Here is a 25,895-nt window from a genome sequence, read left to right as displayed (position 1 = left end):
GGAGCGGAGGCGGAAATGACGAAGACCGTTCTTTGCTATGGTGACTCGCTGACCTGGGGTTATGACGCCGATACGATCGGGCGTCATGACTACAAGGATCGCTGGCCAAGTGCGCTCCAGGCGGCACTCGGCAACGAGGTGCGTGTTATCGCCGAAGGATTGAATGGACGGACAACCGCCTTCGACGACCACCTCGCCGACTGCGACCGGAACGGCGCGCGCATCCTGCCGACGATCCTGCAGACGCATGCGCCGCTTGATCTTGTCATTCTGCTTCTCGGCACCAACGACATGAAGCCGGTCGTGGCTGGATCGGCTTTTGCCGCCTGCCAGGGCATCGCACGGCTGGTGCGGTTGATCCGCAATCATGCCTGGCCGTTCGAATTCGATGGGCCTGACATCCTGATCGTTGCGCCACCGAAGATTCGCGAGACGGCCAACGTGCCCTTCGCGGCCTCGTTTGTCGGTGGCATCGAGGAATCGACAAAGCTTCCGACGCTCTATCGTGATCTCGCGGACGAACTCGGCTGCGGCTTCTTCGATGGCAATTCGGTGGCGAAGACGACGCCGGTCGATGGCATCCACCTTGACGCTGAAAATACCCGCGCTCTCGGGCGCGGCATGGAATCGACTGTGCGGATGATGCTGGGGCTTTGAGCATGAGATCCTTCGTTTCGCTTCGGCTCGCCGCGCGGGAGGATGCGACGGAGCTGGCGCCTCTCACGGCTTCGCCTCTTGGCTTTCGCTCACGGAGCAAGGAAGCGGCGGTGGCGGCGACACCCCGATGCAGCGCGGACGGCGGAAGCCGCGCGGCGACGATGGGCAAGGCAACTGGCGCGATGCCGTGATTGGCGAGGCTCATGGCGAGATCGCGGGAGCCGCGATCGGCTACGGACTAGATGAAGGCATACGCAACATTCCGGCGGATCGCCCGGCGCTGAAACCGGTTATCGATCTGCAGCAGATGGTGATTGGAAGCTGGTTTATCGGAACGCTCGGTGTCCACAGCCATTGCGCGGCATCGGGATCGGTCGAAGGCTTCTGGAGGATCAGATCGAGCGGGCAAAAACCGCGCCGGTCAGTCTGATCACAGCAAGTTACAACCAAGCGGCTCCGTCGCTTTACAAGAACAATGGATTTTCGGAGACGGCGCGCGCTGATGCCGTGGCGTTCTTCGAAAACGGCAGAAAACACGAGTGGGTGCTACTCACCCGCGACGCCCGATAGCAAAGGCAGGAAAACATGGCTGAGAATTACGACGTCATCATCATCGGCTCCGGACCGGGGGGCTACGTCGCCGCCGTGCGCGCCAGCCAGCTGGGCCTCAAGACCGCGATCGTGGAACGCGAGCATCTGGGCGGCATCTGCCTGAACTGGGGCTGCATCCCGACCAAGGCTTTGTTGCGCTCGGCCGAAATTCTCGACCATTCCAACCACCTCAAGGATTACGGCCTCGTGCTGGAAGGCAAGGTCAGCGCCGACGTCAAGGCTGTCGTCGCCCGTTCGCGCGGCGTGTCGGCGCGCCTGAACGGTGGTGTCGGCTTCCTGATGAAGAAGAACAAGGTCGATGTGATCTGGGGCGAAGCCAAGATCACCAAACCCGGCGAAATCGTCGTCGGCAAGTCTTCCAAGCCTGTCGTCGAGCCGCAGAACCCGGTGCCGAAGAACGTCAAGGGCGAGGGCACCTACACCGCCAAGCACATCATCGTTGCGACTGGTGCCCGTCCGCGCGCGCTGCCTGGCATCGAGCCGGACGGCAAGCTGATCTGGACCTATTTCGAAGCGCTGAAGCCGGATGTGCTGCCGAAGTCGCTGATCGTTATGGGCTCGGGCGCCATCGGAATCGAATTCGCAAGCTTCTACCGCTCCATGGGCGTCGATGTGACTGTTGTCGAAGTCATGCCGACGATTATGCCGGTCGAAGATGCGGAAGTCACCACGATCGCCCGCAAGCAGCTGGAAAAACGCGGCCTGAAAATCTTCACGAGCGCCAAGGTCGCGAAGGTCGAAAAGTCCGCCAACAGCGTCACCGCGCATGTCGAGACGTCGGACGGCAAGGTGCAGCAGATTACGGCTGATCGGATGATCTCGGCCGTCGGCGTTCAGGGCAACATCGAAAACCTCGGGTTGGAGGCAGTCGGCGTCAAGACGGATCGCAGCTGCATCGTGATCGACGGCTACGGCAAGACCAACGTGGCAGGCATCTATGCGATCGGCGACGTTGCCGGTCCACCGATGCTCGCCCACAAGGCTGAGCACGAGGGCGTCGTCTGCGTCGAGAAGATCGCGGGTCTGCCGAACGTTCACGCCACCGACAAGAACAAGGTCCCGGGCTGCACCTACTGCAACCCGCAGGTCGCCTCGGTAGGCCTCACTGAAGCCAAGGCCAAGGAGCAGGGCCGCGACATCCGTGTCGGCCGGTTCTCCTTTGCGGCCAACGGCAAGGCGATCGCGCTCGGAGAAGACCAGGGTCTCTGCAAGGTGATCTTCGACAAGAAGACCGGCGAGCTGCTCGGCGCCCACATGGTCGGCGCCGAAGTGACCGAGCTCATCCAGGGCTTTGTCGTCGCGATGAACCTCGAGACGACCGAGGAAGAACTGATGCACACGATCTTCCCGCATCCGACCGTTTCCGAAACGATGAAGGAAGCAGTCCTCGATGCCTATGGTCGTGTTCTGAACGCTTGATAGTTTCCGTCGCCGCCCTCTATCTCGGGGTGGCAAATCCATCCCCATGGGGTGGAAAAAACAAAAGGAAATCATCATGTCTATGGGTACGCAGGCACTGCTCATCTTTCTGCTCATCGGTCTGCTTGCGGGCTTCCTCGCAAGCCTGGTCGTCGGTGGAGGTGGATTGATACGATGCCTGCTGAGCGGCATCATCGGCGCGTTTGTTGGAGGCTTTCTCTTCAACGCGCTCGGAATATCGCTCGGGATCGATAATGCGCTTGTGGTGCAGATCATTCACGCAACGGTCGGGGCCATCATCGTGGTGCTGATCGCGAGGGCGATAGCGTAAGGGCTAGGGGCAGGATGGAAGGCGTAGGCTGGATTGCGGCAATCATCATCGGCGGTTTTGCAGGCTGGCTCGCGGGCAAGCTGATGGAGGCGCGCTACGGGATATTGCTCAACATCGTGCTCGGGATTGTCGGCTCCGTGATCGCAACTGCGATTTTGGCGCAATTTCATATAGAGGTGGCTGGCGGCAGGCTCGGCTACTTCGTCACGGGTTTTCTTGGTGCCTGCTTGCTGATATTCGTCGCGCGGCTCGTCCGCCGATAGATAGGGCTTTTGCCGCATGGAGCGGCGGAGATTTGAACTACGATGGTAACCATTCTCGACACGATCAATCCCGACGCCAAGCGCGTGCGGCATCCGGAAAAGGCACATCGGCCCGATCAGGAAGTCCTGCGCAAGCCGGACTGGATTCGCGTCAAAGCACCAACCTCCAAGGGCTACGCGGAGACACGCTCGATCGTGAAGGAGCATAAGCTCGTCACCGTTTGCGAAGAGGCTGGATGCCCTAATATCGGCGAATGCTGGGACAAGAAGCACGCGACCTTCATGATCATGGGCGAGATCTGTACCCGCGCTTGCGCCTTCTGCAACGTTGCGACCGGCAAGCCGAACGCGCTCGATATGGCCGAGCCGGAGAACGTTGCCAAGGCGGTGAAGGAGATGGGGCTCTCCCACGTCGTCATCACCTCCGTCGACCGTGATGATCTGGCCGATGGTGGCGCCGAGCACTTCGAGAAGGTAATTTGGGCGATCCGCGCTGCGTCACCGTCGACGACCATCGAAATCCTGACGCCTGACTTCCTCAAGAAGCCGGGCGCGCTGGAGCGCGTGGTCGCCGCCAAGCCCGACGTCTTCAATCACAACATGGAAACCGTGGCCGGCAACTATCTGACGGTTCGTCCGGGCGCACGCTACTTCCACTCCATCCGCCTGCTGCAGCGCGTGAAGGAACTGGACCCAACCATGTTCACCAAATCGGGCATCATGGTCGGGCTCGGTGAGGAGCGCAACGAAGTGCTGCAGCTGATGGACGACCTGCGTACAGCAGACGTCGACTTCCTGACGATCGGCCAGTACCTGCAGCCAACCCGCAAGCACCACGCGGTTATGAGCTTCGTCACCCCTGACGAATTCAAGTCCTATGAGACGGTTGCCTACACCAAGGGCTTCTTGATGGTGGCCTCCAGCCCGCTGACGCGCTCGTCACACCATGCCGGCGAGGATTTTGCTCGCCTGAAGGCCGCACGCGAGAAGAAGTTGCTGATCCCCGCCGAGTAAGAGCGGTTGTTCCTAATCTGAAGTTGTGTATGTTGCGCGGCTCCCAGTCTCGGAGCCGCATATGCCGAACGACATCACCGCGATCGAGGATGCTGCCGAAGTACTTGGTGCGGCGCGCAGGATCGTTGTTTTCGGCTGCTCCGGTGGTGGCAAGAGCACTTTTTCCCAGAAACTCGCGCGGGTCATTGGCGTCCGCTACGTGTCCATGGATCGCGAGGTCTTCTGGCTGCCGGGTTGGATGTCACGCGCGAGGTCTGAGCAAAGGCAACTGATCGCTCAGATCGTCGCCGAGAACCACTGGATTATCGACGGCAACAATCCGAGCTCACTCGACCTTCGATTGCCGCGCGCCGATCTGGTCGTCTGGGTGCGGATGCCACGCTGGCTGTGCGTTTGGAGTATCGTCAAACGCGGGTTCATGGACCGCGGAAAGACCCGCCCCGACATGGCCCCGGGTTGCCTTGAGCAGATGCCGGATTGGCAATTCATTTCCTATGTCTGGAACTTCGAGCGGGATGACGTACCGGAATTTATGGAGGGCATTCGTCGGCACGGCGCATCGGTTCCTGTTGTCCAGCTGAAAAGCCGAGCAGACATGGGGCGCCTGCTGCATCGCCTCGATCCAGTAGACTGAGCGACCTCTTCAATTCGACACCTGTCTGCAGGGATGGAAACATGCCAAATTTCATTACCGATTTTGCGCACGCGGCCGAATTGTTGCTTCACTCGAAGCGTGTTCTGGTCGTCGGATGCTCCGGTGGCGGGAAGACAACGCTATCGCGCAAGCTCGCGCAGCAGCTCGGCATACGCCATATTTCGATGGACCGTGAGTTCTATTGGTTGCCTGGCTGGGTGAAGCGGCCGAAAACTGAGGAGCGGGACTTGATCGCGGTTGCGGTTGCGTCCGAACGGTGGCTGATGGACTGAACGGGATCATCAACCTTCGATCTCCGTCTACCGCGAACAGAATTCGTCCTATGGGTGCGATTGCCACGCTGGCGCTGCGTTCTTGGTGTCACCGGTAGGTGGCTGCGATGGCGGGGAAGGGCGCGACCTGAAATGGCGGCGGGCTGCCCCGAAAAGCTCGATCTCGAATTTCTGAGCTTCATCTGGAATTTCGAGCGTCGGTTTGTGCCACATATTGTTGCAGGAATCGATCGGTTCTGTCCCGACGTGCCCGTCCTTCAGTTGAAATCGCATCAGGAAATGCGCCGCCTTCTTGATCTTCTCGGCGCTCCCACTTAACTGCCGATCATGCCTCAGTTCGAAACGCATCGCCCCGTCCCGCATTCCGCCGATCAAATGTTCGACCTCGTCGCCGATGTCGAGCACTACCCACAATTCCTACCACTCTGTGAGGCGCTCAGTATTCGCAGCCGCAAGGAGCGTGACGGCAAGGTGCTGCTGATCGCTGATATGACCGTAGGTTACAAGGCGATCCGCGAAACCTTCACGACGCAGGTGCTGTTGAACCGGGCCGAACGCCTTATCGAGGTGAAGTATATCGATGGGCCATTCCGCTATCTCGACAATCGCTGGCGCTTCGAGGAGACGGCAACGGGCTGCAACGTCCACTTCTTCATCGACTACGAGTTCAAGAGCCGCATCCTGGGGGCAGTCATGGGCTCGATGTTTGACCGCGCGTTCCGCATGTTCTCCGAAGCCTTTGAAACGCGGGCGACCAAGATCTACAGCTGAGCCAGTTCCTGGATCATGCCAAATGCGGTCCTGACGGTCGCAAGGCGCACCTGGTCGCGACCGATATCGCCATAGTGCATCTTCCGATGAGTGAGGCCGCCGGCGCGTGACTTGGCAGCGAGATGGACGAGGCCGACCGGCTTTTGCGCCGACCCGCCGCCGGGGCCGGCAATGCCCGTCACGGCAACGGCGATGGCCGCGCGGGAGCGGAAGAGGGCGCCGTGCACCATCTGCCGCGCCGTCTCTTCCGACACAGCACCGAAGCGGATCAGCGTTTCCTCCTGCACGCCAAGCATCTCCATCTTGGCGGTGTTGGTATAGGTGACGAAGCCTCTGTCCACGACCGAAGAAGACCCCGAGATCTCGGTCAGTGCGCCGGCAATCAACCCACCGGTGCAGGATTCTGCCGTCGAGACCATCAGCCCCGCAGCAGTGAAGTCGCGAATGATGGCTTCGGCTTGTGCGACGATATCGGCCGGGAAGATACTCATCTCAGGTTTCCCTATAGACGACGGTTGCCGTGGCGATCGCGGCAATGCCCTCGCGGCGGCCGACGAAACCGATCGTCTCGTTCGTCGTCGCCTTGACCGAGCAGCGATCGATGGAAATGCCGAGAAATTCCGAAAGCTTGGCGCGCATCGCGTCACGGTGCGGCCCGACTTTCGGCGCTTCGGCGATCAGCGAGACGTCGGCATTCATGATCGTGCCGCCGCGCTCACGCACGATCTTCGCCGCATGTTCGATGAAGATGCGCGAGGGTGCACCCTTCCATTGCGGATCCGATGGCGGAAAATGGTCGCCGATGTCGCCGGCGCCACAGGTCGCAAGCAGCGCGTCCGTCAGCGCATGCAACGCCACGTCAGCGTCAGAGTGGCCCTTGAGTTTCTGATCGTGGGGAATGAAAACGCCGCAAAGCGTCACGCCATCGCCGGGCTCTAGCTGGTGAACATCGTAGCCGTTGCCCGTGCGCACATCGGGGAGTGCCTGACCGGAAAGTCTGCTGTCTGCCATCGCAATGTCTCGTTTGACCGTCAGTTTCACATTGTCCGCTAGCCCCTCGACGATCCGTACCGGTATACCGGCCCATTCGGCAATGGCCGCGTCATCGGTAAAGTCCGTCAGGTTTGCGGAGGCTGCCTTCTCGTGGGCGGCCAAGATAGGTTCGAAGGCAAACGACTGCGGCGTCTGCGCTGCATAAAGCTGTGTGCGGGGCACTGTATCGAGAACTGTTCCGTCGAGGTCGGCTCGCTTCAGCGTATCGGCTACAGGCATAGCCGGGAGAATTGCCGGCACGCCTTCCGAGAGGAGGCTGGCGATGCGATCGAGAAGGGTGTGGTCGAAGAAGGGCCGCACAGCGTCATGGATCAGAACATGTGTGAGGTTCTTGCTGCGCAAATGGTGCAGTCCCGCAAGAACGGATTGCTGGCGCGTCGAGCCGCCGTGGACCGCATCGATCGGCGCGCCCGACTGGACCTGACTGGCTGCCTTGGCAAACAGGACCTCGTCATCGGGGTGAATGACCACGACGATGTGGCGGGAAAGCTCCCAACTGGCGAATTTCTCCAATGTGTGAGCGATCACCGGCTTGCCGCCAATGGTCCGATATTGCTTGGGGCCCTCTTCGGATGCGCCTGCGCGTTCGCCACGCCCGGCGGCTACGACGACAATACCTATTGCTGGTTGCTTTTGATGCATTTGCGGCATAAATCCTCAAAACGCGATTTTGCACCGGTGCTTAGCGGCTTGGCGCATCGAATTCCAGCATTTGCCCTAAAAATGTCAATTCGCGCACTGCCCTCTTGGCAAGCCATTTAAACCTGTCTAAAAATAGTGCACGCATTCTGCGTGCCTGAAAGATAATCAATTGCTGAACTTTGACCTCGCATCACCTTTGCGGATCGGACCTGTGGAAGTCAGGAACCGCGTTGTTCTGGCACCCATGTCCGGCGTGACGGACATGCCGTTCCGGCAACTGGCGTGGCGCCATGGCGCCGGGCTTGTGGTCACCGAAATGGTTGCGAGCCGTGAGCTCGTCAACAGCACCGCCGAATCATGGGCGCGCCTTGAGAGTGCGGGCTTTGAGCCGCACATGGTGCAACTGGCTGGCCGCGAAGCGCATTGGATGGCCGAGGCTGCGAAGATCGCGGCCGACCATGGCGCTGATATCATCGACATCAACATGGGGTGTCCGGCCAAGAAGGTGATAGGCGGTTATTCCGGCTCCGCCTTGATGCGCGATCCTGATCACGCCCTGAGCCTCATTGAGGCGACAGTCAAGGCGGTGAGCGTTCCCGTGACCCTGAAGATGCGGCTCGGTTGGGACGAGAATTCCATCAACGCGCCCGAGATTGCGCACCGCGCGGAGGAGGCAGGCGTCCAGTTGATTACGATCCACGGCCGTACGCGCATGCAGTTTTATGAAGGCCGGGCTGACTGGGACGCAATCCGGGCGGTACGCGATGCCATCGCCGTTCCCCTGGTTGCAAACGGCGATGTTGAAACCGTCGAAGATGCGCACGCGATGCTGCGGCGCTCAGGAGCCGATGCCGTCATGATCGGCAGAGGGTGTCAGGGAAGGCCATGGCACGCCGGTGTATTGGCCGGTTACGCGGCGCCTGACGCATGGGAAATCCCCGACATTGCCGCTGAACACTACCGTATGATGCTTGCGTTCTATGGCGAAGCGGTCGCCGTCCGCCATGCACGGAAGCACCTCGGTTGGTATCTCGATCGCTTCGCGCCTGATGTCGCAGCCCAGGAGAAGGCTGCAATCATGACGGCACGCGAGCCTGAAGAGGTTACCGCACGGTTTTATGATGCATTGATGGCTGCGGCATCGAACACGCAGACCCGGGAGGCTGCATGACGAATGACGTGCCATCGTCGGTCGACAACGGAGGCAGCGCCGTTGCCACTGCTGTGCTCAACGCGATCCAGAATCCCGTCGTAATGGTCAACGAGGCCGGCCTCGTCGCTTTCGCCAATTGGGAAGCGGAGGCCTTCTTTGGTGCCAGCGCCGCCCACCTTGCCCGCTACAAGATCTCGACCTTCATTCCGTTTGGCAGTCCGCTACTGGCCTTGATCGATCAGGTTCGCGAACGGCGGGCGCCGATCAACGAGTATCGTGTCGACTTGAGCTCGCCGCGCCTCGGACAGGACAAGCTCGTCGATTTATACGTTGCCCCGGTTGTGAGCGATCCGGGCTCGGTGGTGATCGTCTTCCAGGAGCGGTCGATGGCGGACAAGATCGATCGCCAGCTGACGCATCGTGCGGCCGCTCGCTCGGTCACCGGCCTTGCCTCCATGCTGGCGCATGAGATCAAGAATCCGCTTTCCGGCATTCGCGGTGCAGCACAGCTGTTGGAGCAATCGGTCGTCGATGACGACCGCGCATTGACGCGGCTGATCTGCGACGAAACCGACCGCATCGTCTCGCTCGTGGACCGCATGGAGGTCTTCTCAGACGAGCGGCCGGTTGATCGGATGCCCGTCAATATCCACTCGGTTCTCGATCACGTGAAGGCTGTGGCGAAGGCGGGCTTTGCGCGCCACCTGCGCATCACCGAGAACTACGACCCCTCATTGCCGTCCGTCTACGCAAACCGCGATCAGCTTGTTCAGGTGTTCCTCAACCTCGTGAAGAATGCCGCCGAAGCGGTAGGCGATCGCCCGGATGGCGAAATCGTTCTGACGACGGCTTACCGCTCGGGCATTCGTCTATCCGTCGCCGGTACGCGCGAAAAGATTTCGCTGCCGCTCGAATTTTGTGTTCAGGATAATGGCCCTGGCGTGCCGGCCGACTTGCTGCCGCATCTGTTTGATCCGTTCATTACGACAAAGACGAACGGCAGCGGCCTCGGCCTGGCGCTCGTCGCCAAGATTATCGGCGACCATGGCGGCATCATCGAATGCGACAGCCAAAACAGCCGCACCACATTCCGCGTCTTGATGCCGGCCTCCAAGGACGCATCGCTGGAAGACGCAACGACCATAACTCCCACAGGACTTACTCGATGACAGCAACGATCCTCGTCGCGGATGATGATGCGGCAATTCGTACCGTGCTTAATCAGGCTCTGAGCCGCGCCGGCTATGACGTGCGAATTACCTCCAACGCCGCCACGCTCTGGCGCTGGGTTTCGGCGGGCGAGGGCGATCTAGTCGTAACCGATGTCGTGATGCCGGACGAGAACGCCTTCGATCTGTTGCCGCGGATCAAGAAAGCGCGCCCGGATCTGCCCGTGCTCGTCATGAGCGCCCAGAACACCTTCATGACGGCGATCAAGGCTTCCGAGAAGGGCGCCTACGATTATCTGCCGAAGCCGTTCGACCTGACGGAACTGATCGGCATCATTGGTCGCGCGCTCGCCGAGCCGAAGCGCAGACCTGCCAAGCTTGACGAGGATATGCAGGACGGAATGCCGCTCGTCGGCCGTTCGGCAGCGATGCAGGAAATTTACCGCGTCCTTGCACGCTTGATGCAGACGGATCTGACCCTGATGATCACCGGCGAGTCGGGCACCGGCAAGGAACTCGTGGCGCGGGCGCTGCACGACTACGGCAAGCGTCGCAACGGGCCGTTCGTTGCCATCAACATGGCGGCGATCCCGCGCGACCTGATCGAATCCGAGCTTTTCGGCCACGAGAAGGGTGCATTCACGGGCGCCCAGACGCGCTCGACCGGGCGTTTCGAGCAGGCCGAAGGCGGCACGCTGTTCCTCGATGAAATCGGCGATATGCCGATGGATGCCCAGACGCGCCTCCTGCGCGTGCTGCAGCAGGGCGAATACACCACCGTCGGCGGTCGCACGCCGATCCGCACCGACGTTCGGATCGTCGCCGCGACCAACAAGGACCTGAAGCAGGCGATCAATCAGGGGCTCTTCCGCGAGGACCTGTACTATCGCCTGAATGTCGTTCCGCTGCGTCTGCCGCCTCTGCGCGACCGCGCAGAGGATATTCCGGATCTCGTGCGCCACTTCATCCAGCAGGCGGAAAAGGAAGGGCTCGGCTCCAAGCGCTTCGATCAGGAAGCGCTCGATCTGATGAAAGCCTACGCCTGGCCGGGGAACGTGCGCGAACTGGAGAACCTCATTCGCCGGCTGATGGCACTTTATCCACAGGATGTGATCACGCGCGAAATCATCGAAGCTGAGCTTCGGTCCGATGTTCCAGACAGTCCCATCGACAAGGGTCCGATCCGCACTGGCAATATGACGATCGCCCAGGCTGTCGAGGAAAACATGCGGACGTACTTCGCCGGTTTCGGCGATGGCCTGCCACCGCCGGGGCTTTACGACCGTGTGCTGACGGAAATGGAGTATCCGCTGATACTTGCCGCCCTTACGGCCACGCGCGGTAACCAGATAAAGGCAGCCGATCTTTTGGGTCTGAACCGCAATACGCTGCGCAAGAAGATCAGAGAGCTCGGCGTATCGGTGTACAGAAGCTCCCGCACTGCTTGACAATGTGACTGCCGACGTTGCATTTTCGCCACAATGCGTTGCTTAGAAGTCACGCATGGGGTTCGGGTTTTCGCAGCTGCCCAAAAGCGCAACGGCACTTGTCGTTGCGTCGTGTAGGTAGGCTGGCGGCTTCCCGCCCTATCCGCGGGGAGCGGCGGAAGCGACGGTCTGCCGCCAGGAGAATTAAGCGAATGGAACAGGATGCGATGCCGCCTGCGGCGGAAGGCGAAGCTGTCACGGCCGTGACCGATCGCCGTGCCCTGTTTGCGCTACCGGGCCTGATCCTTGCCGGCGGGGCGCTTCTTTGCGCGACGCTGACGCTCTTCGTGTTGCTTGGGTTGACCCCGATCGCGCCGACCTACCATGTCGTCGTCACCTCCGTCGTCGTGAACTCGTTCTTCGTACTCGGTTTGATGGCCCTCATTGCACGTGAGGTTTCCCGCCTGGTCAAGGCACGCAAACGCGGGCGCGCGGCGGCTCGGCTTCACATCCGCATTGTTGTGCTCTTTTCGATCGTCGCAATCACCCCGGCGATCCTTGTCGCCATTTTCGCCAGCATCACGCTGAATGCCGGCCTCGACCGGTGGTTTGCCCTTCGTACGCAGTCGATCATCAGTTCCTCCCGCAACATCGGGCAGGCCTACATGATGGAGAATGCGAGCTACCTGCAGGGCCAGACCGTATCGATGGCGAACGACCTCGAACGCAATCGAGCGCTGTTCAATCTCGATCGCACAGGCTTTTCCGATTTGATGACGCGACAGGCGCGAGGCCGCGGGCTGCTGGGCGCATTTCTGGTCCAATCTGACGGCTCTGTGATTATCCAGGCTGATATCAAGACCGAGAAGCCGCTGCCGGCAATTCCTCAGGACGCTTTGAACAAGGCCGCGGCGGGGCAGCCCACCTTGATCCCGCCGGGCATAACGAACTTAGTCGGCGCTATCATCAAGCTCGATGCGATTGATGGTGCGTTTCTCTACACGGTTCGCGCCGTGGATCCGAAGGTGATGGGCGCCATGCGGATGATGGAGGAGAACGCCACCGAATATAAGTCGATGGAAGCGGGGCGTTTCTCACTGCAGATCGCGTTCGCGGTCCTTTACATCGGCTTCGCTCTCATCGTTCTGCTCGCTGCCATCTGGACGGCGATTGCCGTAGCCGACCGTATCGTGCGCCCGATCCGACTGCTGATTACGGCGGCGGATAGCGTGGCTTCGGGCAACATGGATATCGTCGTGCCCGTCCATGCCGTGGACGGCGACGTTGCAAGCCTGTCGCGCACATTCAACAAGATGATCTCGGAAATCCGCACGCAACGTGACGAGATCCTGGAGGCCAAGGACGAAGTGGACGACCGTCGTCGCTTCATCGAAGCCGTTCTTTCCGGCGTGACTGCCTCGGTCATCGGTGTCGAGAACGACCGCAGGGTGACGATCGTCAACAGTTCGGCGGAAGCCCTGATGGCGTTGCCGGCGTCGGAGATGCTCGGCAAGCAGCTTTCCGAGATTGCGCCCGAGGTGGATCAGGTTTTGACCGAAGCTGCTTCCCGCTATCGTGGCGATTTCCGCAAGCAGATCGCTCTTGTGCGCGCAGGGACCGTACGGACCCTCAGCGTCCAGGTGACGCGCGAGGAGGTTCGCGACATGAGCGAATCCTATGTCATCACGCTCGATGACATCACTGATCTCGTCATCGCCCAGCGCTCGACGGCATGGGGCGATGTCGCCCGTCGTATTGCTCACGAAATCAAGAATCCGCTGACGCCGATCCAGCTGTCGGCGGAGCGAATCCAGCGCCGCTACGGGAAACAGATCGACCAGGACGACCGGGGTGTCTTCGACCAGTGCACGGAGACCATCATCCGCCAGGTGGGCGATATCGGCCGCATGGTCGACGAGTTCTCATCGTTCGCTCGGATGCCGAAGCCGATCAAGGAGCCGAGCGATCTGCGCAAGATCCTGCACGACGCGGTGTTCCTGCGCGAGATGGGCAACAGTCACGTTAGCTTCCAGCAGGAACTGGGCGACCAGCCGCTGGAAGGACAATTTGATAGTCGCATGCTCGGTCAGGCTTTCGGCAATCTGATCAAGAATGCGGTGGAGGCGATTGAAGCCGTGCCGAGCGGCGAGCGCGACCAACGCAAGATCCTGGTTCGTGCTTCGCTCGATCCGGTACGCGACCGCTTTACCGTTGATGTGATCGACAACGGTCGCGGCCTGCCGGTGGAGAACCGCCATAGCATTCTCGAACCATATACGACGATGCGCGAGAAGGGCACCGGGCTTGGTCTGGCGATCGTCAAGAAAATTATTGAGGAACATGGCGGGCAGCTCGAACTGCATGATGCGCCCGCTGATTTCGACCAGGGAAGAGGGGCCATGATCCGCGTGCACCTGCCACGTCTGGAAACCGTGCCTTCTGCCCCGGCCGCAAGTGACAAGGAAAGTGTTTATGGCCTCTGATATTCTGGTCGTCGATGACGAGCACGACATCCGCGAGATCGTCTCCGGTATCCTGTCTGATGAGGGACATGAGACCCGCACGGCACACGATAGCGACAGCGCTTTGGCTGCGATCTCCGATCGTGCGCCGCGGTTGATCTTCCTCGACATCTGGATGCAGGGAAGCAAGCTCGACGGTCTATCGCTGCTCGACGAGGTGAAGACGCGCCACCCGGATATTCCCGTCGTCATGATTTCCGGTCACGGCAACATCGAGACTGCTGTGTCCGCCATCAAGCGTGGTGCATTCGATTTCATCGAGAAGCCGTTCAAGGCCGACCGGCTGATCCTGATCGCCGAACGCGCGCTCGAGAATTCGAAGCTGAAGCGCGAGGTATCGGAACTCAAGCGCAAGGCTGGCGATCCGGTCGAACTCATCGGTACGTCGGTGGCGGTCTCGCAACTGCGCCAGACGATCGAGAAGGTTTCGCCGACCAACAGCCGGATCATGATTTTCGGCTCGTCGGGTTCCGGCAAGGAGCTCGTCGCCCGGATGATCCACAAGAAGTCGGCGCGTGCAAGCGGTCCGTTCGTGGCGCTGAATGCCGCCAATATCACGCCGGAGCGCATGGAGATCGCGCTGTTCGGTACCGAAGGTTCGCCCGGCCAGGCGCGCAAGATCGGAGCGTTGGAAGAGGCGCACCGCGGCATTCTCTATCTTGACGAAGTCGGAGAAATGCCGCGCGAGACGCAGAACAAGATCCTGCGCGTTCTCGTCGATCAGCAGTTCGAACGCGTCGGCGGCTCCAAGCGCGTGAAGGTCGATGTGCGCATCGTTTCGTCGACGGCCTACAATCTGGAGAGCCGCATCGCCGAGGGCTGGTTCCGCGAAGATCTCTACCATCGGCTCGCCGTCGTGCCGGTGCGCGTACCGGCGCTGGCAGATCGTCGCGAGGATATCCCGTTCCTGGTCGATCAGCTGATGCGGCAGATTTCCGAGCAGGCCGGCATCCGTCCGCGCCGCATCGGCGACGACGCCATGGCCGTGCTGCAGGCCCATGATTGGCCGGGCAACATCCGCCAGCTGCGCAACAACATCGAGCGGCTGATGATCCTTGCCCGTTCTGACGGTCCTGACGCGCCCATCACCGCCGAGATGCTGCCGACCGACCTCGGCGACATGCTGCCGAAGGTCTCGGCCAAAAACGACTATCACATCATGACGCTGCCGCTTCGCGAAGCACGAGAAATGTTCGAGAAGGACTACCTGATTGCGCAGATCAATCGTTTTGGCGGCAATATCTCGCGTACCGCAGAGTTCGTCGGCATGGAGCGTTCGGCGCTGCACCGCAAGCTGAAGTCGCTTGGCGTTTGATACCAGGGCGGCGCTGCTGCGCCGTCACTCGTTCACCTGCTTATACCCCCACGCACAGGTTCTCCATGCCCAGAATAGCCTATGTGAACGGCCGCTATGTCACGCACTCGAGCGCGATGGTCCATATCGAGGACCGCGGCTATCAGTTCGCGGATGGCGTCTACGAAGTCTGTGAAATCAGGCATGGCTATATCGTCGATCTTACGCGCCACCTAAACAGACTGGACCGATCGCTTGGCGAGTTGCGCATTGCCTGGCCGATGAGCCGTAATGCGCTAACCCAGGTCATTCGCGAAACGTTGCGGCGCAATCGGGTCCGCAACGGTCTCTTCTACATGCAGGTCACGCGCGGCGTTGCGCGGCGCGATCACGTATTTCCGGCAGAGGGAACCCTGCCGTCGCTGGTGATCACCGCCAAGAGCACTGATCCCTCGATCATCGCCAAAAAGAACGCTACAGGCATCAAGGCAATTACTGTTCCCGACAATCGATGGGATCGCGTCGACATCAAATCGGTCGGCCTCCTGCCGAACGCGATGGCGCGTCAGCAGGCGAAGGAAGCCGGGGCGCAGGAAGCGATCTATGTCGACGCCAAGGGCATGGTGAAGGAGGGCGCTGCGACCAACGTCTGGATGGTCGACCGCGGTGGTACGCTCATCACGCGCCCGGCGGAACATGGCATTCTGCGCGGCATTACCCGCACGACGCTGATCGATGTCGGAGCCAAGCTGGGGCTGACGATCGAAGAGCGGGAGTTCTCGGTCGCCGAGATGCTTGCCGCACGTGAAGTCTTCATCACGGCTGCAACGAGCATCTGCTTTCCGGTCGTGGCGATCGATGGCCAGTCGATCGCGAACGGTCATCCGGGCAGCATCTCCCAGAAAATTCGGGAGGCCTTTTTCGACGTTGCGGAAAAGATTGCGATTTGATACCAAGGCTTTCTGGGCAGAGGGGATGAGGGTTGTCAGCTGCCTGCAGGCGAGGTTGATTAGTATTTCACCGGCAAAACGAAGCCGGCAATAAAGAAAGAAGCGGCGCGATGGCGGAACGTTCTCAGAATCTGCAGGACTTATTTCTCAATACTGTTCGCAAGCAAAAGATTTCACTGACAATTTTTCTGATTAACGGCGTTAAGCTGACGGGTGTGGTTACGTCCTTCGACAACTTCTGTGTTCTGCTTCGCCGTGACGGCCATTCGCAACTCGTGTATAAGCACGCGATCTCGACCATCATGCCCGGCCAGCCGATGCAGATGTTTGAGAGCGAAGAAGCCGCTTCCTAACAGGAACTGCAATTATTTCGACACGCGATACAAAGAACGATTCGATCATCCCGGAAGCTGCCAAGCACCGGGATGACATGCGCGCGACCGTTGTCGTGCCTGTGCTCAAGCAGGCGCGAGGCGGGCGCAGCGCGGGCGATGCTGCGCCCGTGGTCACCAGGACGCCCGAGAGCCGCCTGGAAGAGGCGACCGGTCTTGCCCAGGCGATCGACCTTGATGTGGTGAATGGCACCGTCGTAACCGTCAACGATCCGCGACCCGCAACGTTGATGGGCACGGGCAAGATCGGAGAGATCAAGGCGACGCTCGATGAAAACGATTCTGGTCTCGTTATCGTCGACCATCCGCTAACGCCGGTACAGCAGCGCAATCTCGAGAGAGAATGGAACGCCAAGGTCATTGACCGCACCGGCCTCATCCTCGAGATTTTCGGCCGCCGCGCTTCCACCAAGGAAGGCACGCTGCAGGTCGATCTCGCGCATCTCAATTACCAGAAGGGCCGTCTGGTCCGCAGCTGGACGCACTTGGAGCGTCAGCGCGGCGGTGGCGGCTTCATGGGCGGTCCCGGTGAAACCCAGATCGAAGCCGACCGGCGCATGCTGCAGGACCGCATCATCAAGCTCGAGCGCGAGCTGGAGCAGGTCGTGCGTACACGCCAGCTTCATCGCGCCAAGCGCAAGAAGGTGCCGCACCCAATCGTGGCGCTGGTCGGCTATACCAACGCCGGCAAGTCGACGCTATTCAATCGCATAACCGGGGCAGGCGTGCTTGCCGAAGACATGCTTTTTGCGACGCTCGATCCGACACTGCGCCGAATGAAGCTGCCGCATGGCCGCACCGTGATCCTCTCTGATACGGTCGGGTTCATCTCGGACCTTCCGACTCACCTCGTCGCGGCCTTTCGCGCCACGCTGGAAGAGGTTTTGGAAGCCGACCTCATCCTCCATGTCCGTGATATGTCCGACATCGACAACCAGGCGCAGAGCGCGGACGTGCTCCGCATCCTGAAGGACCTCGGTATCGACGAGGCCGAAAGCGACAAGCGCATCATCGAGGTCTGGAACAAGATCGATCGCCTTGAACCGGAAGCCCACGATGCGATTGTTCAGAAGGCGAGCGGCGCCGAGAACGTGGTTGCCCTATCCGCAATCAGCGGTGAGGGTATCGATACGTTGATGGGAGAGATCAGCCGCAGGCTTTCCGGCGTGCTGACTGAAGCGACCGTACGCCTGCCTGTCGACAAGTTGGCGCTGCTGCCTTGGCTCTACGACCACGCGATTGTCGACAACCGCGAAGACAACGAGGACGGGTCGATCACACTCGATGTGCGCCTCTCGGAAACCGAATCGGTCGAACTGGAGCGCCGTCTCGGCAACGGGCCGAAGGCTGGCAAAGAGGACTGGGAGCGCTAGAGGCTCCCCCACAGCGGGTACTTGAGTTTACGCCCGCGATTGCGCTTCACGTGAGGGTGTCGGCTCAATCCAACTGCCGTTCGATTGCCTTTGCCGCCTGCCAAATTTCTTCCATCCGCTCCAGGCTAGCTGCTGCCAGAGTTTCACCTTCTGCATCAAGAACAGCTTCGATGTGATTGAAGCGTCTACGAAACTTCGTATTCGTTCCGCGGAGGGATTCTTCTGGATCGGCCTTCACGTGCCTGCCGATGTTGACGACGGCGAAGATAAGATCGCCGAGTTCATCACTGACCTTCGCCTGATCGCCTTCGGCCAGCGCGGCGCGCAGCTCGCCGATTTCCTCCTCAATCTTGTCGAGGATCGGTTCGGGCGCCGACCAATCGAAGCCCACCTTCGCAGCATGCTCCTGCAGCTTCAGCGCCTCGGTCAGGGCAGGGAAGTTTCGCTGGACCGATCCCAGGAAACCGGCCTTGAAATCTTCGCTGACACCGCGCTTGGCTCGCCGTTCGGCGCGCTCGCGCTTTTCGGCCTGCTTGATATCGTCCCACTGCTTCTTCACCGCATCCGGCGTATCTGCATCGGAACGGGCGAAGACATGTGGATGCCGGCGGATCATCTTGCGAGTGATGGCCTCAACCACGTCGCTAAATGCGAACTCGCCGGCCTCTTCCGCCATGCGCGCGTGGAAGACGACTTGCAGCAGCAGGTCGCCCAGTTCCTCGCAGAGATCGTCCATGTCATTACGCTCGATCGCATCGGAGACCTCGTAAGCCTCCTCGATCGTGTAGGGTTTGATCGTCTCAAATGTCTGGACGATGTCCCAGGGACAGCCGGTTTCCCGATTGCGCAGCGCGGCCATGATCTCGATCAGGCGTGAAATGTCTTTGGAAGCGTCCATGGTCACTCAATTCAGCGGAATGTCGTTGTCGCCCTTCGACGCCTGGTAGCTGTCGGAGAGCGCGTCGTAGCGCGCCTTGATGCGCGCTGTTTGTGCCTTCAACTCGGCCTTCAAATGCTCGTCTTCCGTCTCGACGAGATCGGCAACCGCAAAGCTGTTCCAGAATGCGTTGCTGCGACGGTAGCCGCCAGGTTCCAGACCGAAGACTTCCTTCAGGATCTTCAGGTCATGGGGAATGGCGAAGGCGTCGCGGGAATCTTCGTGGCTGAAGAAATAGTAGAAATTGTCGAACCCGGCCCAGGTGATCGCAGACATGCACATGGTGCAGGGTTCGTGCGTCGAGAGAAAGATCAGGTCCTTCGTGGCTGGCTTCTCGCCAAGCTCGTAGAAACGCTTGAGCGTGTGCACCTCGCCGTGCCACAGCGGGTTTTCAAGCTCGTTGTTGGTCTCCACAACGACCAGCGAGAGGTCGGATTTGCGAAGGATCGCGGCGCCGAATACCTTGTTGCCGGCAGCGACCCCACGTTCGGTCATCGGAAGGATGTCATGTTCCATCACGTTGAGCAGGCGGGCGGCGATGGTCGTGTCGGGCATGGTCTTCTCCTTGGTGGCTGCACTCTACCGGCAGCGCCAGAGGAGGCAAATGCCGATTTGATCGCGTCGTCGGATTTCTCACAGCCTTTCTGCTGCGTTGCGGCAGCTCCAGGTGTGCCCGCTGCGCCGCACCGGTGACTTTTACTCAAATCGTTGGAAGAGCGGGTAAAAGAATACGCACCCGCGCAGGCTTTGGAATTTCTGTTTCTTCATTTGCCTGGCCGGACGGTGCATATTCCGGCAACTTCGAAATGGATTGATGATGCCTTGCAAGAATGAACAACTGTCGGTATTTCCTGCCTTCTTTCGCGTCGAGGGCAAGATCGCGGCTGTCTTCGGCAATGGCGACGAAGCCTTTGCGAAGGTTCGCCTGCTGCTGAATACGCAGGCGAGGGTCGTTGCCTATACCGATCGCCCCGAGGCCGATTATCACGCCTATCTGATCGCCAATCGCATCGAAACCGTGCGCGCCGGCTTTGCAGCCGAGCAGGTCCACAGCGCAACTTTGGTCTTTGCGGCGACAGGCGACGCGGCGCAGGATCGCGTCATCGTCGAGGCCGCACGCGCCGAGAAAGTGCCCGCCAACGCCGTCGATCAGCCTGACTATTGCGATTTCTTTACGCCTGCGCTTGTCAATCGCGCGCCGGTGGCTGTCGCAATCGGCACGGAAGGCGCTGGACCGGTGCTCGCACAGATGATACGCGCCCAGGTGGATCAGCTGCTTGCGCCGTCGCTGGGGCGTCTGGCCGATCTTGCCACCAGCTATCGAAAAACCGTCGAGCATCTCGTGCCGAAGGGGGCTGCGCGCCGTCTTTTCTGGCACCATTTCTTCTCCGGCGCGGTCGCCGATGCTGTCGCCAACGAGAACCTGCCGCAGGCGCGTCGTGCAGCCAATAGCCTGCTGCAGTCTGCAGAAAAGGTCGACGGCCACGTATGGCTGGTTGGTGCCGGGCCCGGCGCAGCGGACCTGCTGACGCTGCGCGCCCAGCGCGTGATGATGGAAGCCGATGTCATCGTCTATGATGCCCTCGTGCCGCAGGAAATTGTCGACATGGGCCGCCGCGACGCCGAGCGTCTATCGGTCGGCAAGCGCAAGGGATGCCATTCGAAGTCACAGGAGGAGATCAACGATCTTCTCGTGCACCTCGGTCGTGAAGGCAAGCGTGTCGTTCGCCTGAAGTCCGGCGATCCGCTAGTCTACGGTCGGGCAGGGGAGGAAATGGCGGCTCTACGAGTTGCTGGCATTTCCTATGAAGTGGTGCCGGGCATCACCTCGGCATTCGCCGCAGCTGCCGATTTCGAGCTGCCTCTGACGCTGCGTGGCGTTGCGTCCTCGCTGGTCTTCACGACCGGCCACGATCTGACGGGCGATGTCTTGCCGGATTGGGCAAGCCTTGCGGTATCCGGTGCGACAATCGCCGTCTATATGGGCCGCACCGTTGCCGCCTCGGTCGCTGAACGCCTGATGCAGGCCGGCCTTCCCGCGGAGACGACTGTTGCCGTCGTCGAGAACGCCAGCCGATCCGATCGCCGTCTGCTGCATGGGATTTTGCGGGATCTTCCCGACCTGCAGCACCGTAACGAGTTGACCGGCCCGGTCATGGTCATTATCGGCGATGCGGTCGCAGGCGCCAATTTCGAACTGTCGGAACCGCTGGTACGCGAACGCGCCCGGTCCGACGAATTTGCAAGGAGCTGAACATGGTAGACAAGGTTCTGACCGCCAACCGATTGACGGATGGTGTTGCCGTCTGGCTGAACGCCAATGGCGACTGGGTCGCCTCGCTGCAGGACGCCCTCGTTGCTCGCCATGCTGAAGCCGTCGTGGCGCTGGAAGCGATTGGCAAGAAGTCCTATGCCGACAACGAGGTCGTCGACGTTGCCGTCGTCGAAGTTCAGGAGACCAACGGCGTGCTCTGGCCGCTGCGCCTTCGCGAGCGCATTCGTGCCCAGGGTCCGACCATGGAATACGCGCCGGGTTACAAGCCCGCCGACCCCGCATTCATCGCAGTCTGAGGAAGCAGATGTATCGTTACGACGAATTTGACCACGCTTTTGTCGCCGAGCGCGTCGAGCAGTTTCGCGACCAGGTGCAGCGCCGCCTTTCCGGCGAGCTCGCGGAGGACGCGTTCAAGCCGCTGCGCCTGATGAACGGCGTCTATCTGCAACTCCACGCCTACATGCTGCGCATCGCCATTCCCTACGGCACGCTGAGCTCTCGTCAAATGCGCATGCTCGCTCATGTCGCGCGCACTTATGACCGCGGTTATGGCCACTTCACCACGCGCCAGAACCTGCAGTTCAACTGGCCGAAGCTCTCCGACATGCCTGATGTGCTGGCCGAGCTTGCCACGGTCGAGATGCACGCGATGCAGACCTCGGGCAACTGCATCCGCAACGTCACGGCCGATCACTTCGCCGGGGCTGCCGCTGATGAAGTCGCCGATCCGCGTCCCTATGCGGAAATCCTGCGCCAGTGGTCCTCCGTGCATCCGGAGTTCTCGTTCCTGCCGCGCAAGTTCAAGATTGCCGTCACCGGTGCCGAGCGCGACCGTGCTGCGATCCAGGTCCACGACATCGGCCTGCATCTGAAGAAGAACGACAAGGGCGAAATCGGCTTTGCCGTGTATGTCGGTGGCGGCCAGGGCCGCACGCCAATGATCGCCAAGCTGATCCGCGACTTTCTGCCGGAAGAGGATCTGCTATCCTATACGACCGCGGTCATGCGCGTGTACAACCTGCATGGCCGTCGCGACAACAAGTACAAGGCCCGCATCAAGATCCTCGTGCATGAAACCGGCGCGGAAGAATTGGCACGCCAGGTCGAGGCCGAATTCGCAGAGCTTAGGGATACCGAACTGAAGCTGCCCGAGCAGGACGTCGAAGCGATTGCGGCCTATTTCGCGCCGCCGGCTCTACCCGATCGCGCCGAAGGCTGGGAGAACCTTGCCCGCTGGAAGAAGGCCGATCCGGCTTTTGCTCGCTGGGTGCAGCAGAACGTGCAGCCGCACAAGCATCCCGACTATGGCATGGTGACGATCTCGCTGAAACCGATCGGCGGCATCCCAGGCGATGCTTCGGATAGCCAGATGGATGCCGTTGCCGATCTCGCTGAGGAATATGCCTTCGACGAAATCCGGGTCAGCCACGAGCAGAACCTGATCCTGCCGCATGTGGCACTCGCCGACCTCGAAGCCGTCTATCGCGGTCTGGTAGCCATGGGCCTTGCGGAGGCAAATGCCGGTCTCATCACTGACATCATTGCCTGTCCCGGGCTGGACTACTGCGCGCTCGCCAATGCGCGCTCCATTCCTGTCGCGCAGGAAATCTCAAGGCGCTTCGGCGATCCAGCTCGTCAAACCGAAATAGGCGAGCTGAAAATCAAGATCTCCGGCTGCATCAATGCCTGCGGCCATCACCATGTCGGCCATATCGGCCTGCTTGGCGTGGAAAAGAAGGGCGCTGAACTCTACCAGATCACGCTCGGCGGGTCAGGCGACGAGCACACGTCGATCGGCGAGATCATCGGTCGTGGCTTCGAGCCCGAGAAGGTGACCGATGCGATCGAAACGATCGTCAACACCTACCTCGCGATCCGCAAGGAACCGTCAGAGATTTTCCTCGACACCTATCGCCGCGTCGGTCCACAGCCGTTCAAGGACGCGCTGTATGGTTCGGCGGCGGAAGCGGCGTAAGGAGGCGACGATGAGCAAGATCTGGAGAGAAACCGGCTTCGTCGAGAACGATCCCTGGGTGATTGAGACGGAAGAGGTGAAGGCAGGCGAGGCGCAGAAGCCCCTTCTTGGCCTCGATGAGCTGATCGCCAAAGCCGACGAGAGCAATGAAGTCGGCTTTGGCGTGCTGATCAAGCCGGCGGACGATGTGCGCAAGCTCGAGCCATACCTTTATCGGCTTGAGATCGTCGCTGTCGCCTTTCCGGCGTTCAATGATGGCCGCGCGTTCAGCCATGCGTCGCTGCTGCGCGACCGGCTCGGATACACCAACGAACTGCGCGCCGTCGGTGACGTGCTGATCGATCAGATCCCGCTGATGCAGCGCGTCGGTATCGACAGCTTCGCGGTGACCAATGAGACTGCGATCAAGCGCCTGACGGAGCGCCGCCTGCCGGGAATTCCGCATCATTATCAACCGGCTGTGCGTGACGCGGACGCCGGCAAGGGTTATAGTTGGCGCCGTCAGGCGAAGCCGGCTGCATAAGCACCGGATCGCCGTCGATGAATTGACGGAACGGTGCAATGAAGACTTTTGAAATCGCGGTGGTCGGCGGCGGGCTTGCCGGCATGATTGCCGCTATCGCCTTGGCACGCGGTGGACGCAACGTGGTTCTCGTTGCCCCGCCGTCACCCAGCCAGGACCGGCGCACGACCGCGCTCATGGATCAGTCGATCCGCTTCCTCGACAGGCTGACCCTTTGGGATAAGCTGCGCCCGGCTGCCGCGCCGCTTTCCACGATGCGCATCATCGACGGCACGAATCGCTTGCTGCGCGCGCCGATCACCACCTTCCGGTCCGTCGAACTGGACCTAGAGACCTTCGGCTACAATTTCCCGAACAGGGCGCTGATGGAGGTGCTGGAGGCTGCGATTGCGGTCGAGGGCAATATCACGCGTTTCACGTCTTTTGCCGACGTGATCGATATCGGCGCTGAGTCTGTGACAGTCACGCTCGCTGATGGCGAAGTCCTCTCGGCTGGATTTGCGGTTGGCGCCGATGGGCGCAAGTCGAAGCTCCGCGAAACCGCAGGCATAGACGTTCGCACCTGGTCCTATCCGCAATCGGCCATGGTATTGAACTTCGAACATTCGCTGCCGCATGAGAACATCTCGACCGAGTTCCATACGGAAAGCGGACCATTCACGCAGGTGCCGCTGCCGGGCAATCGCTCCAGCCTCGTCTGGGTCCAGAACCCTTCCGACGCCGTTGCGCGCAACGAACTCTCGCTTGCCGAATTGAGCAATGTCGTCGAAGAGCGAATGCAGTCACTGCTCGGCAAGGTGGAGGTGGAGGAAGGTGCGCAACTCTGGCCGCTCTCCGGCATGATGGCACATCGCGCCGGCAAAGGGCGGATTGCCCTGATCGGCGAGGCTTCGCACGTCTTTCCGCCGATCGGCGCACAAGGGCTCAACCTCAGCCTGCGCGATGTCATGGCGCTTTCGGATATTCTTTGCGCACGGCCCGAACTGCCGATCGCCGCCGATGCCGGCGACCGTTTCGATCGCAAGCGCCGCGCCGATATCATGACCCGCACGGCAAGCGTCGATCTTCTCAACCGCTCGTTGCTGTCCGATTTTCTGCCTGTTCAGGTGATGCGCGCTGCCGGCCTGCACATCCTGTCGGCACTCCCGCCACTGCGCAGCATCGTCATGCGCGAGGGCATCGAGCCCGGTCGCGGCTTTCGCGACATTCCCGGCGCTATCAAGGAAAAGCTAAGCCGGAAGAAAGCCTGATTTGATCGCAAGCAGGATGAGCGAGACCGTCACGACGGAAAGGGCCGTCGTGATCAGGATCGTCGCCGAGGCGCGCTCCTGCCAGACGCCGTATTGCTGGCCGATGACGAAGACATTGGTTGCCGTCGGCAGGGCGGCGAGCAGTACCGCGGCATAGATCCAGACCGGCTCGACGCCGCCAACTGCTGTCAGTGCGAGATAGACCACGATCGGATGTACGATGAGCTTGGCCGGAACGATATAGCCGATCTCGGCGGGTATGCGCTTCAGCGGCCTAAGGGCAAGCGTGACGCCCATGGTAAACAAGGCGCAAGGCGCGGCGGCCTGCGCGAGATAATCAACGAAGCGCTGGAAGGCGAGCGGCTGATCGATGTGCAAGCCTGCGGCAACAAAGCCGAGCGCCGTCGAAAGGATGAAGGGGTGAAAGGCCACTTTCCGAGCAATATCGATCGCCAGCCGCCCGGCGGAGCGCCGATCATCGCCGGCTGCCGCCATGAGCGCGGGCGCGACGATGAAATGCAGTGCGTTCTCGAGGCAGACAATAAGCGCGACCGGTACAGCCGCACCTTTGCCCAGAGCCAGCAACGCGAGGCCGGGACCCATGTAACCGATATTGCCATAAGCGCCGGCAAACGACTGGATCGTGCAGTCAGCGAGCGAACTGCCGCGGATCCAGCGACCGATCGCAAACAGCACAATGAAGATCGAATACGTCGCAGCGAGATCGGTGGCGATGAAATCGATGCGTGTCAGATCCTCGAAGGGTGTGCGTGAGACGAGTTTGAAGAAGAGCGCGGGCAGCGCGGCATAGATAATGAAGGTGTTCATCCAGCCGAGCGCGTCGGCGGGCTGCTTCGTCACTTTCCCTGCGATATAGCCAATGAGGATCAGGCCGAAAAACGGCAGAGGCAGACTGACGATATCGGACAACGGCTATTCCAATGCAAATTTCTGCGGGGGCGATTT

Annotated in this window: 25 protein-coding genes and 2 pseudogenes; 22 read left to right on the top strand and 5 right to left on the bottom strand. The window is 60.6% G+C overall.

What is annotated here, in order from left to right; all coding sequences use genetic code 11:
- Window positions 1-15: 15 nt before the first annotated feature.
- From LPU83_RS50960 to LPU83_RS50920, 9 genes and pseudogenes are all read left to right on the top strand, one after another.
- A complete protein-coding gene (locus LPU83_RS50960; protein ID WP_024316973.1) occupies window positions 16-657 on the top strand; it encodes an SGNH/GDSL hydrolase family protein in 642 nt (213 codons plus the stop codon).
- 2 nt (window positions 658-659) lie between these two features.
- Window positions 660-1,227, top strand: a pseudogene (locus LPU83_RS50955) (GNAT family N-acetyltransferase).
- A gap of 15 nt (window positions 1,228-1,242) precedes the next feature.
- Window positions 1,243-2,688 (top strand): dihydrolipoyl dehydrogenase, encoded by a 1,446-nt coding sequence (gene lpdA / locus LPU83_RS50950; protein WP_024316974.1) that lies wholly within the window; start codon window positions 1,243-1,245, stop codon window positions 2,686-2,688.
- Between the two features lie 76 nt (window positions 2,689-2,764).
- Window positions 2,765-3,019, top strand: a complete 255-nt coding sequence (locus LPU83_RS50945; RefSeq protein ID WP_024316975.1) for a GlsB/YeaQ/YmgE family stress response membrane protein — start codon at window positions 2,765-2,767, stop codon at window positions 3,017-3,019.
- Window positions 3,020-3,033: 14 nt separating this feature from the next.
- Window positions 3,034-3,282, top strand: coding sequence for a GlsB/YeaQ/YmgE family stress response membrane protein (locus tag LPU83_RS50940; RefSeq protein ID WP_024316976.1), 249 nt, complete (start codon window positions 3,034-3,036; stop codon window positions 3,280-3,282).
- Window positions 3,283-3,324: 42 nt separating this feature from the next.
- Window positions 3,325-4,296 carry a lipoyl synthase gene (gene lipA / locus LPU83_RS50935; RefSeq protein ID WP_024316977.1) on the top strand — a complete coding sequence of 324 codons (972 nt, stop codon included), beginning with the start codon at window positions 3,325-3,327 and terminating at the stop codon, window positions 4,294-4,296.
- Between the two features lie 61 nt (window positions 4,297-4,357).
- A complete protein-coding gene (locus LPU83_RS50930; protein WP_024316978.1) occupies window positions 4,358-4,930 on the top strand; it encodes a P-loop NTPase family protein in 573 nt (190 codons plus the stop codon).
- Window positions 4,931-4,971: 41 nt separating this feature from the next.
- Window positions 4,972-5,541, top strand: a pseudogene (locus LPU83_RS50925) (P-loop NTPase family protein).
- Window positions 5,542-5,550: 9 nt separating this feature from the next.
- Window positions 5,551-5,994: a type II toxin-antitoxin system RatA family toxin gene (locus LPU83_RS50920; RefSeq protein ID WP_024316979.1), complete on the top strand. Its 444-nt coding sequence runs from the start codon at window positions 5,551-5,553 to the stop codon at window positions 5,992-5,994.
- On the opposite strand, the gene LPU83_RS50915 is transcribed toward LPU83_RS50920, so the two are convergent.
- Complete coding sequence (locus tag LPU83_RS50915; RefSeq protein WP_024316980.1) at window positions 5,985-6,485, bottom strand: CinA family protein; 501 nt, start codon at window positions 6,483-6,485, stop codon at window positions 5,985-5,987. The genes LPU83_RS50920 and LPU83_RS50915 overlap by 10 nt on opposite strands.
- A 1-nt stretch (window position 6,486) precedes the next feature.
- Window positions 6,487-7,698: a bifunctional 2-C-methyl-D-erythritol 4-phosphate cytidylyltransferase/2-C-methyl-D-erythritol 2,4-cyclodiphosphate synthase gene (locus tag LPU83_RS50910; protein WP_024316981.1), complete on the bottom strand. Its 1,212-nt coding sequence runs from the start codon at window positions 7,696-7,698 to the stop codon at window positions 6,487-6,489.
- A 235-nt stretch (window positions 7,699-7,933) separates the two neighbouring features.
- Here LPU83_RS50910 and dusB point away from each other — a divergent pair, with 235 nt between their 5' ends.
- The 8 genes from dusB (at window position 7,934) to hflX (ending at window position 17,969) form a co-directional block, all read left to right on the top strand.
- Entirely contained in the window at window positions 7,934-8,860 is a 927-nt protein-coding gene (gene dusB, locus LPU83_RS50905) for a tRNA dihydrouridine synthase DusB (protein WP_231052299.1), read from the top strand.
- Window positions 8,857-10,011 carry a two-component system sensor histidine kinase NtrB gene (locus LPU83_RS50900; RefSeq protein ID WP_024316983.1) on the top strand — a complete coding sequence of 385 codons (1,155 nt, stop codon included), beginning with the start codon at window positions 8,857-8,859 and terminating at the stop codon, window positions 10,009-10,011. Before dusB ends, LPU83_RS50900 begins: the two co-directional genes overlap by 4 nt.
- Complete coding sequence (ntrC, locus tag LPU83_RS50895; protein WP_024316984.1) at window positions 10,008-11,459, top strand: nitrogen regulation protein NR(I); 1,452 nt, start codon at window positions 10,008-10,010, stop codon at window positions 11,457-11,459. Before LPU83_RS50900 ends, ntrC begins: the two co-directional genes overlap by 4 nt.
- A gap of 191 nt (window positions 11,460-11,650) precedes the next feature.
- Window positions 11,651-13,921: a sensor histidine kinase NtrY-like gene (locus tag LPU83_RS50890; RefSeq protein ID WP_024316985.1), complete on the top strand. Its 2,271-nt coding sequence runs from the start codon at window positions 11,651-11,653 to the stop codon at window positions 13,919-13,921.
- The gene (gene ntrX / locus LPU83_RS50885) at window positions 13,911-15,275 is read left to right on the top strand and encodes a nitrogen assimilation response regulator NtrX (RefSeq protein ID WP_024316986.1); all 1,365 of its coding nucleotides are present in this window, start codon (window positions 13,911-13,913) and stop codon (window positions 15,273-15,275) included. Before LPU83_RS50890 ends, ntrX begins: the two co-directional genes overlap by 11 nt.
- A 65-nt stretch (window positions 15,276-15,340) precedes the next feature.
- On the top strand, window positions 15,341-16,204 hold the full coding sequence (locus LPU83_RS50880) for a D-amino-acid transaminase (RefSeq protein ID WP_024316987.1): 864 nt from the start codon (window positions 15,341-15,343) through the stop codon (window positions 16,202-16,204).
- Between the two features lie 110 nt (window positions 16,205-16,314).
- Complete coding sequence (hfq, locus tag LPU83_RS50875) at window positions 16,315-16,557, top strand: RNA chaperone Hfq (protein ID WP_003539403.1); 243 nt, start codon at window positions 16,315-16,317, stop codon at window positions 16,555-16,557.
- 77 nt (window positions 16,558-16,634) lie between these two features.
- Entirely contained in the window at window positions 16,635-17,969 is a 1,335-nt protein-coding gene (hflX, locus tag LPU83_RS50870; protein WP_024316988.1) for a GTPase HflX, read from the top strand.
- A gap of 64 nt (window positions 17,970-18,033) precedes the next feature.
- On the opposite strand, the gene mazG is transcribed toward hflX, so the two are convergent.
- Together mazG and LPU83_RS50860 are read right to left on the bottom strand one after the other, a co-directional pair.
- Window positions 18,034-18,867, bottom strand: a complete 834-nt coding sequence (mazG, locus tag LPU83_RS50865) for a nucleoside triphosphate pyrophosphohydrolase (RefSeq protein ID WP_024316989.1) — start codon at window positions 18,865-18,867, stop codon at window positions 18,034-18,036.
- 6 nt (window positions 18,868-18,873) lie between these two features.
- Entirely contained in the window at window positions 18,874-19,461 is a 588-nt protein-coding gene (locus tag LPU83_RS50860; RefSeq protein WP_024316990.1) for a nucleoside deaminase, read from the bottom strand.
- Between the two features lie 262 nt (window positions 19,462-19,723).
- On the opposite strand from LPU83_RS50860, the gene cysG reads away from it, so the two are divergent.
- From cysG to LPU83_RS50835, 5 genes are read left to right on the top strand one after another with little or no spacing between them, the layout of a single operon-like run.
- Complete coding sequence (cysG, locus tag LPU83_RS50855; RefSeq protein ID WP_024316991.1) at window positions 19,724-21,160, top strand: siroheme synthase CysG; 1,437 nt, start codon at window positions 19,724-19,726, stop codon at window positions 21,158-21,160.
- Between the two features lie 2 nt (window positions 21,161-21,162).
- Window positions 21,163-21,477 (top strand): DUF2849 domain-containing protein, encoded by a 315-nt coding sequence (locus LPU83_RS50850; protein WP_024316992.1) that lies wholly within the window; start codon window positions 21,163-21,165, stop codon window positions 21,475-21,477.
- An 8-nt stretch (window positions 21,478-21,485) separates the two neighbouring features.
- Window positions 21,486-23,156: a nitrite/sulfite reductase gene (locus tag LPU83_RS50845; RefSeq protein ID WP_024316993.1), complete on the top strand. Its 1,671-nt coding sequence runs from the start codon at window positions 21,486-21,488 to the stop codon at window positions 23,154-23,156.
- A 10-nt stretch (window positions 23,157-23,166) separates the two neighbouring features.
- Entirely contained in the window at window positions 23,167-23,679 is a 513-nt protein-coding gene (locus LPU83_RS50840) for a DUF934 domain-containing protein (RefSeq protein WP_024316994.1), read from the top strand.
- Window positions 23,680-23,717: 38 nt separating this feature from the next.
- On the top strand, window positions 23,718-24,929 hold the full coding sequence (locus LPU83_RS50835) for a UbiH/UbiF family hydroxylase (RefSeq protein ID WP_024316995.1): 1,212 nt from the start codon (window positions 23,718-23,720) through the stop codon (window positions 24,927-24,929).
- On the opposite strand, the gene LPU83_RS50830 is transcribed toward LPU83_RS50835, so the two are convergent.
- Window positions 24,909-25,859, bottom strand: coding sequence for an AEC family transporter (locus LPU83_RS50830; RefSeq protein WP_024316996.1), 951 nt, complete (start codon window positions 25,857-25,859; stop codon window positions 24,909-24,911). The genes LPU83_RS50835 and LPU83_RS50830 overlap by 21 nt on opposite strands.
- Window positions 25,860-25,895: the final 36 nt, after the last annotated feature.

Source organism: Rhizobium favelukesii, assembly GCF_000577275.2.
GTDB lineage: Bacteria > Pseudomonadota > Alphaproteobacteria > Rhizobiales > Rhizobiaceae > Rhizobium > Rhizobium favelukesii.
This window is presented reverse-complemented; position numbering and strand designations above follow the sequence as displayed.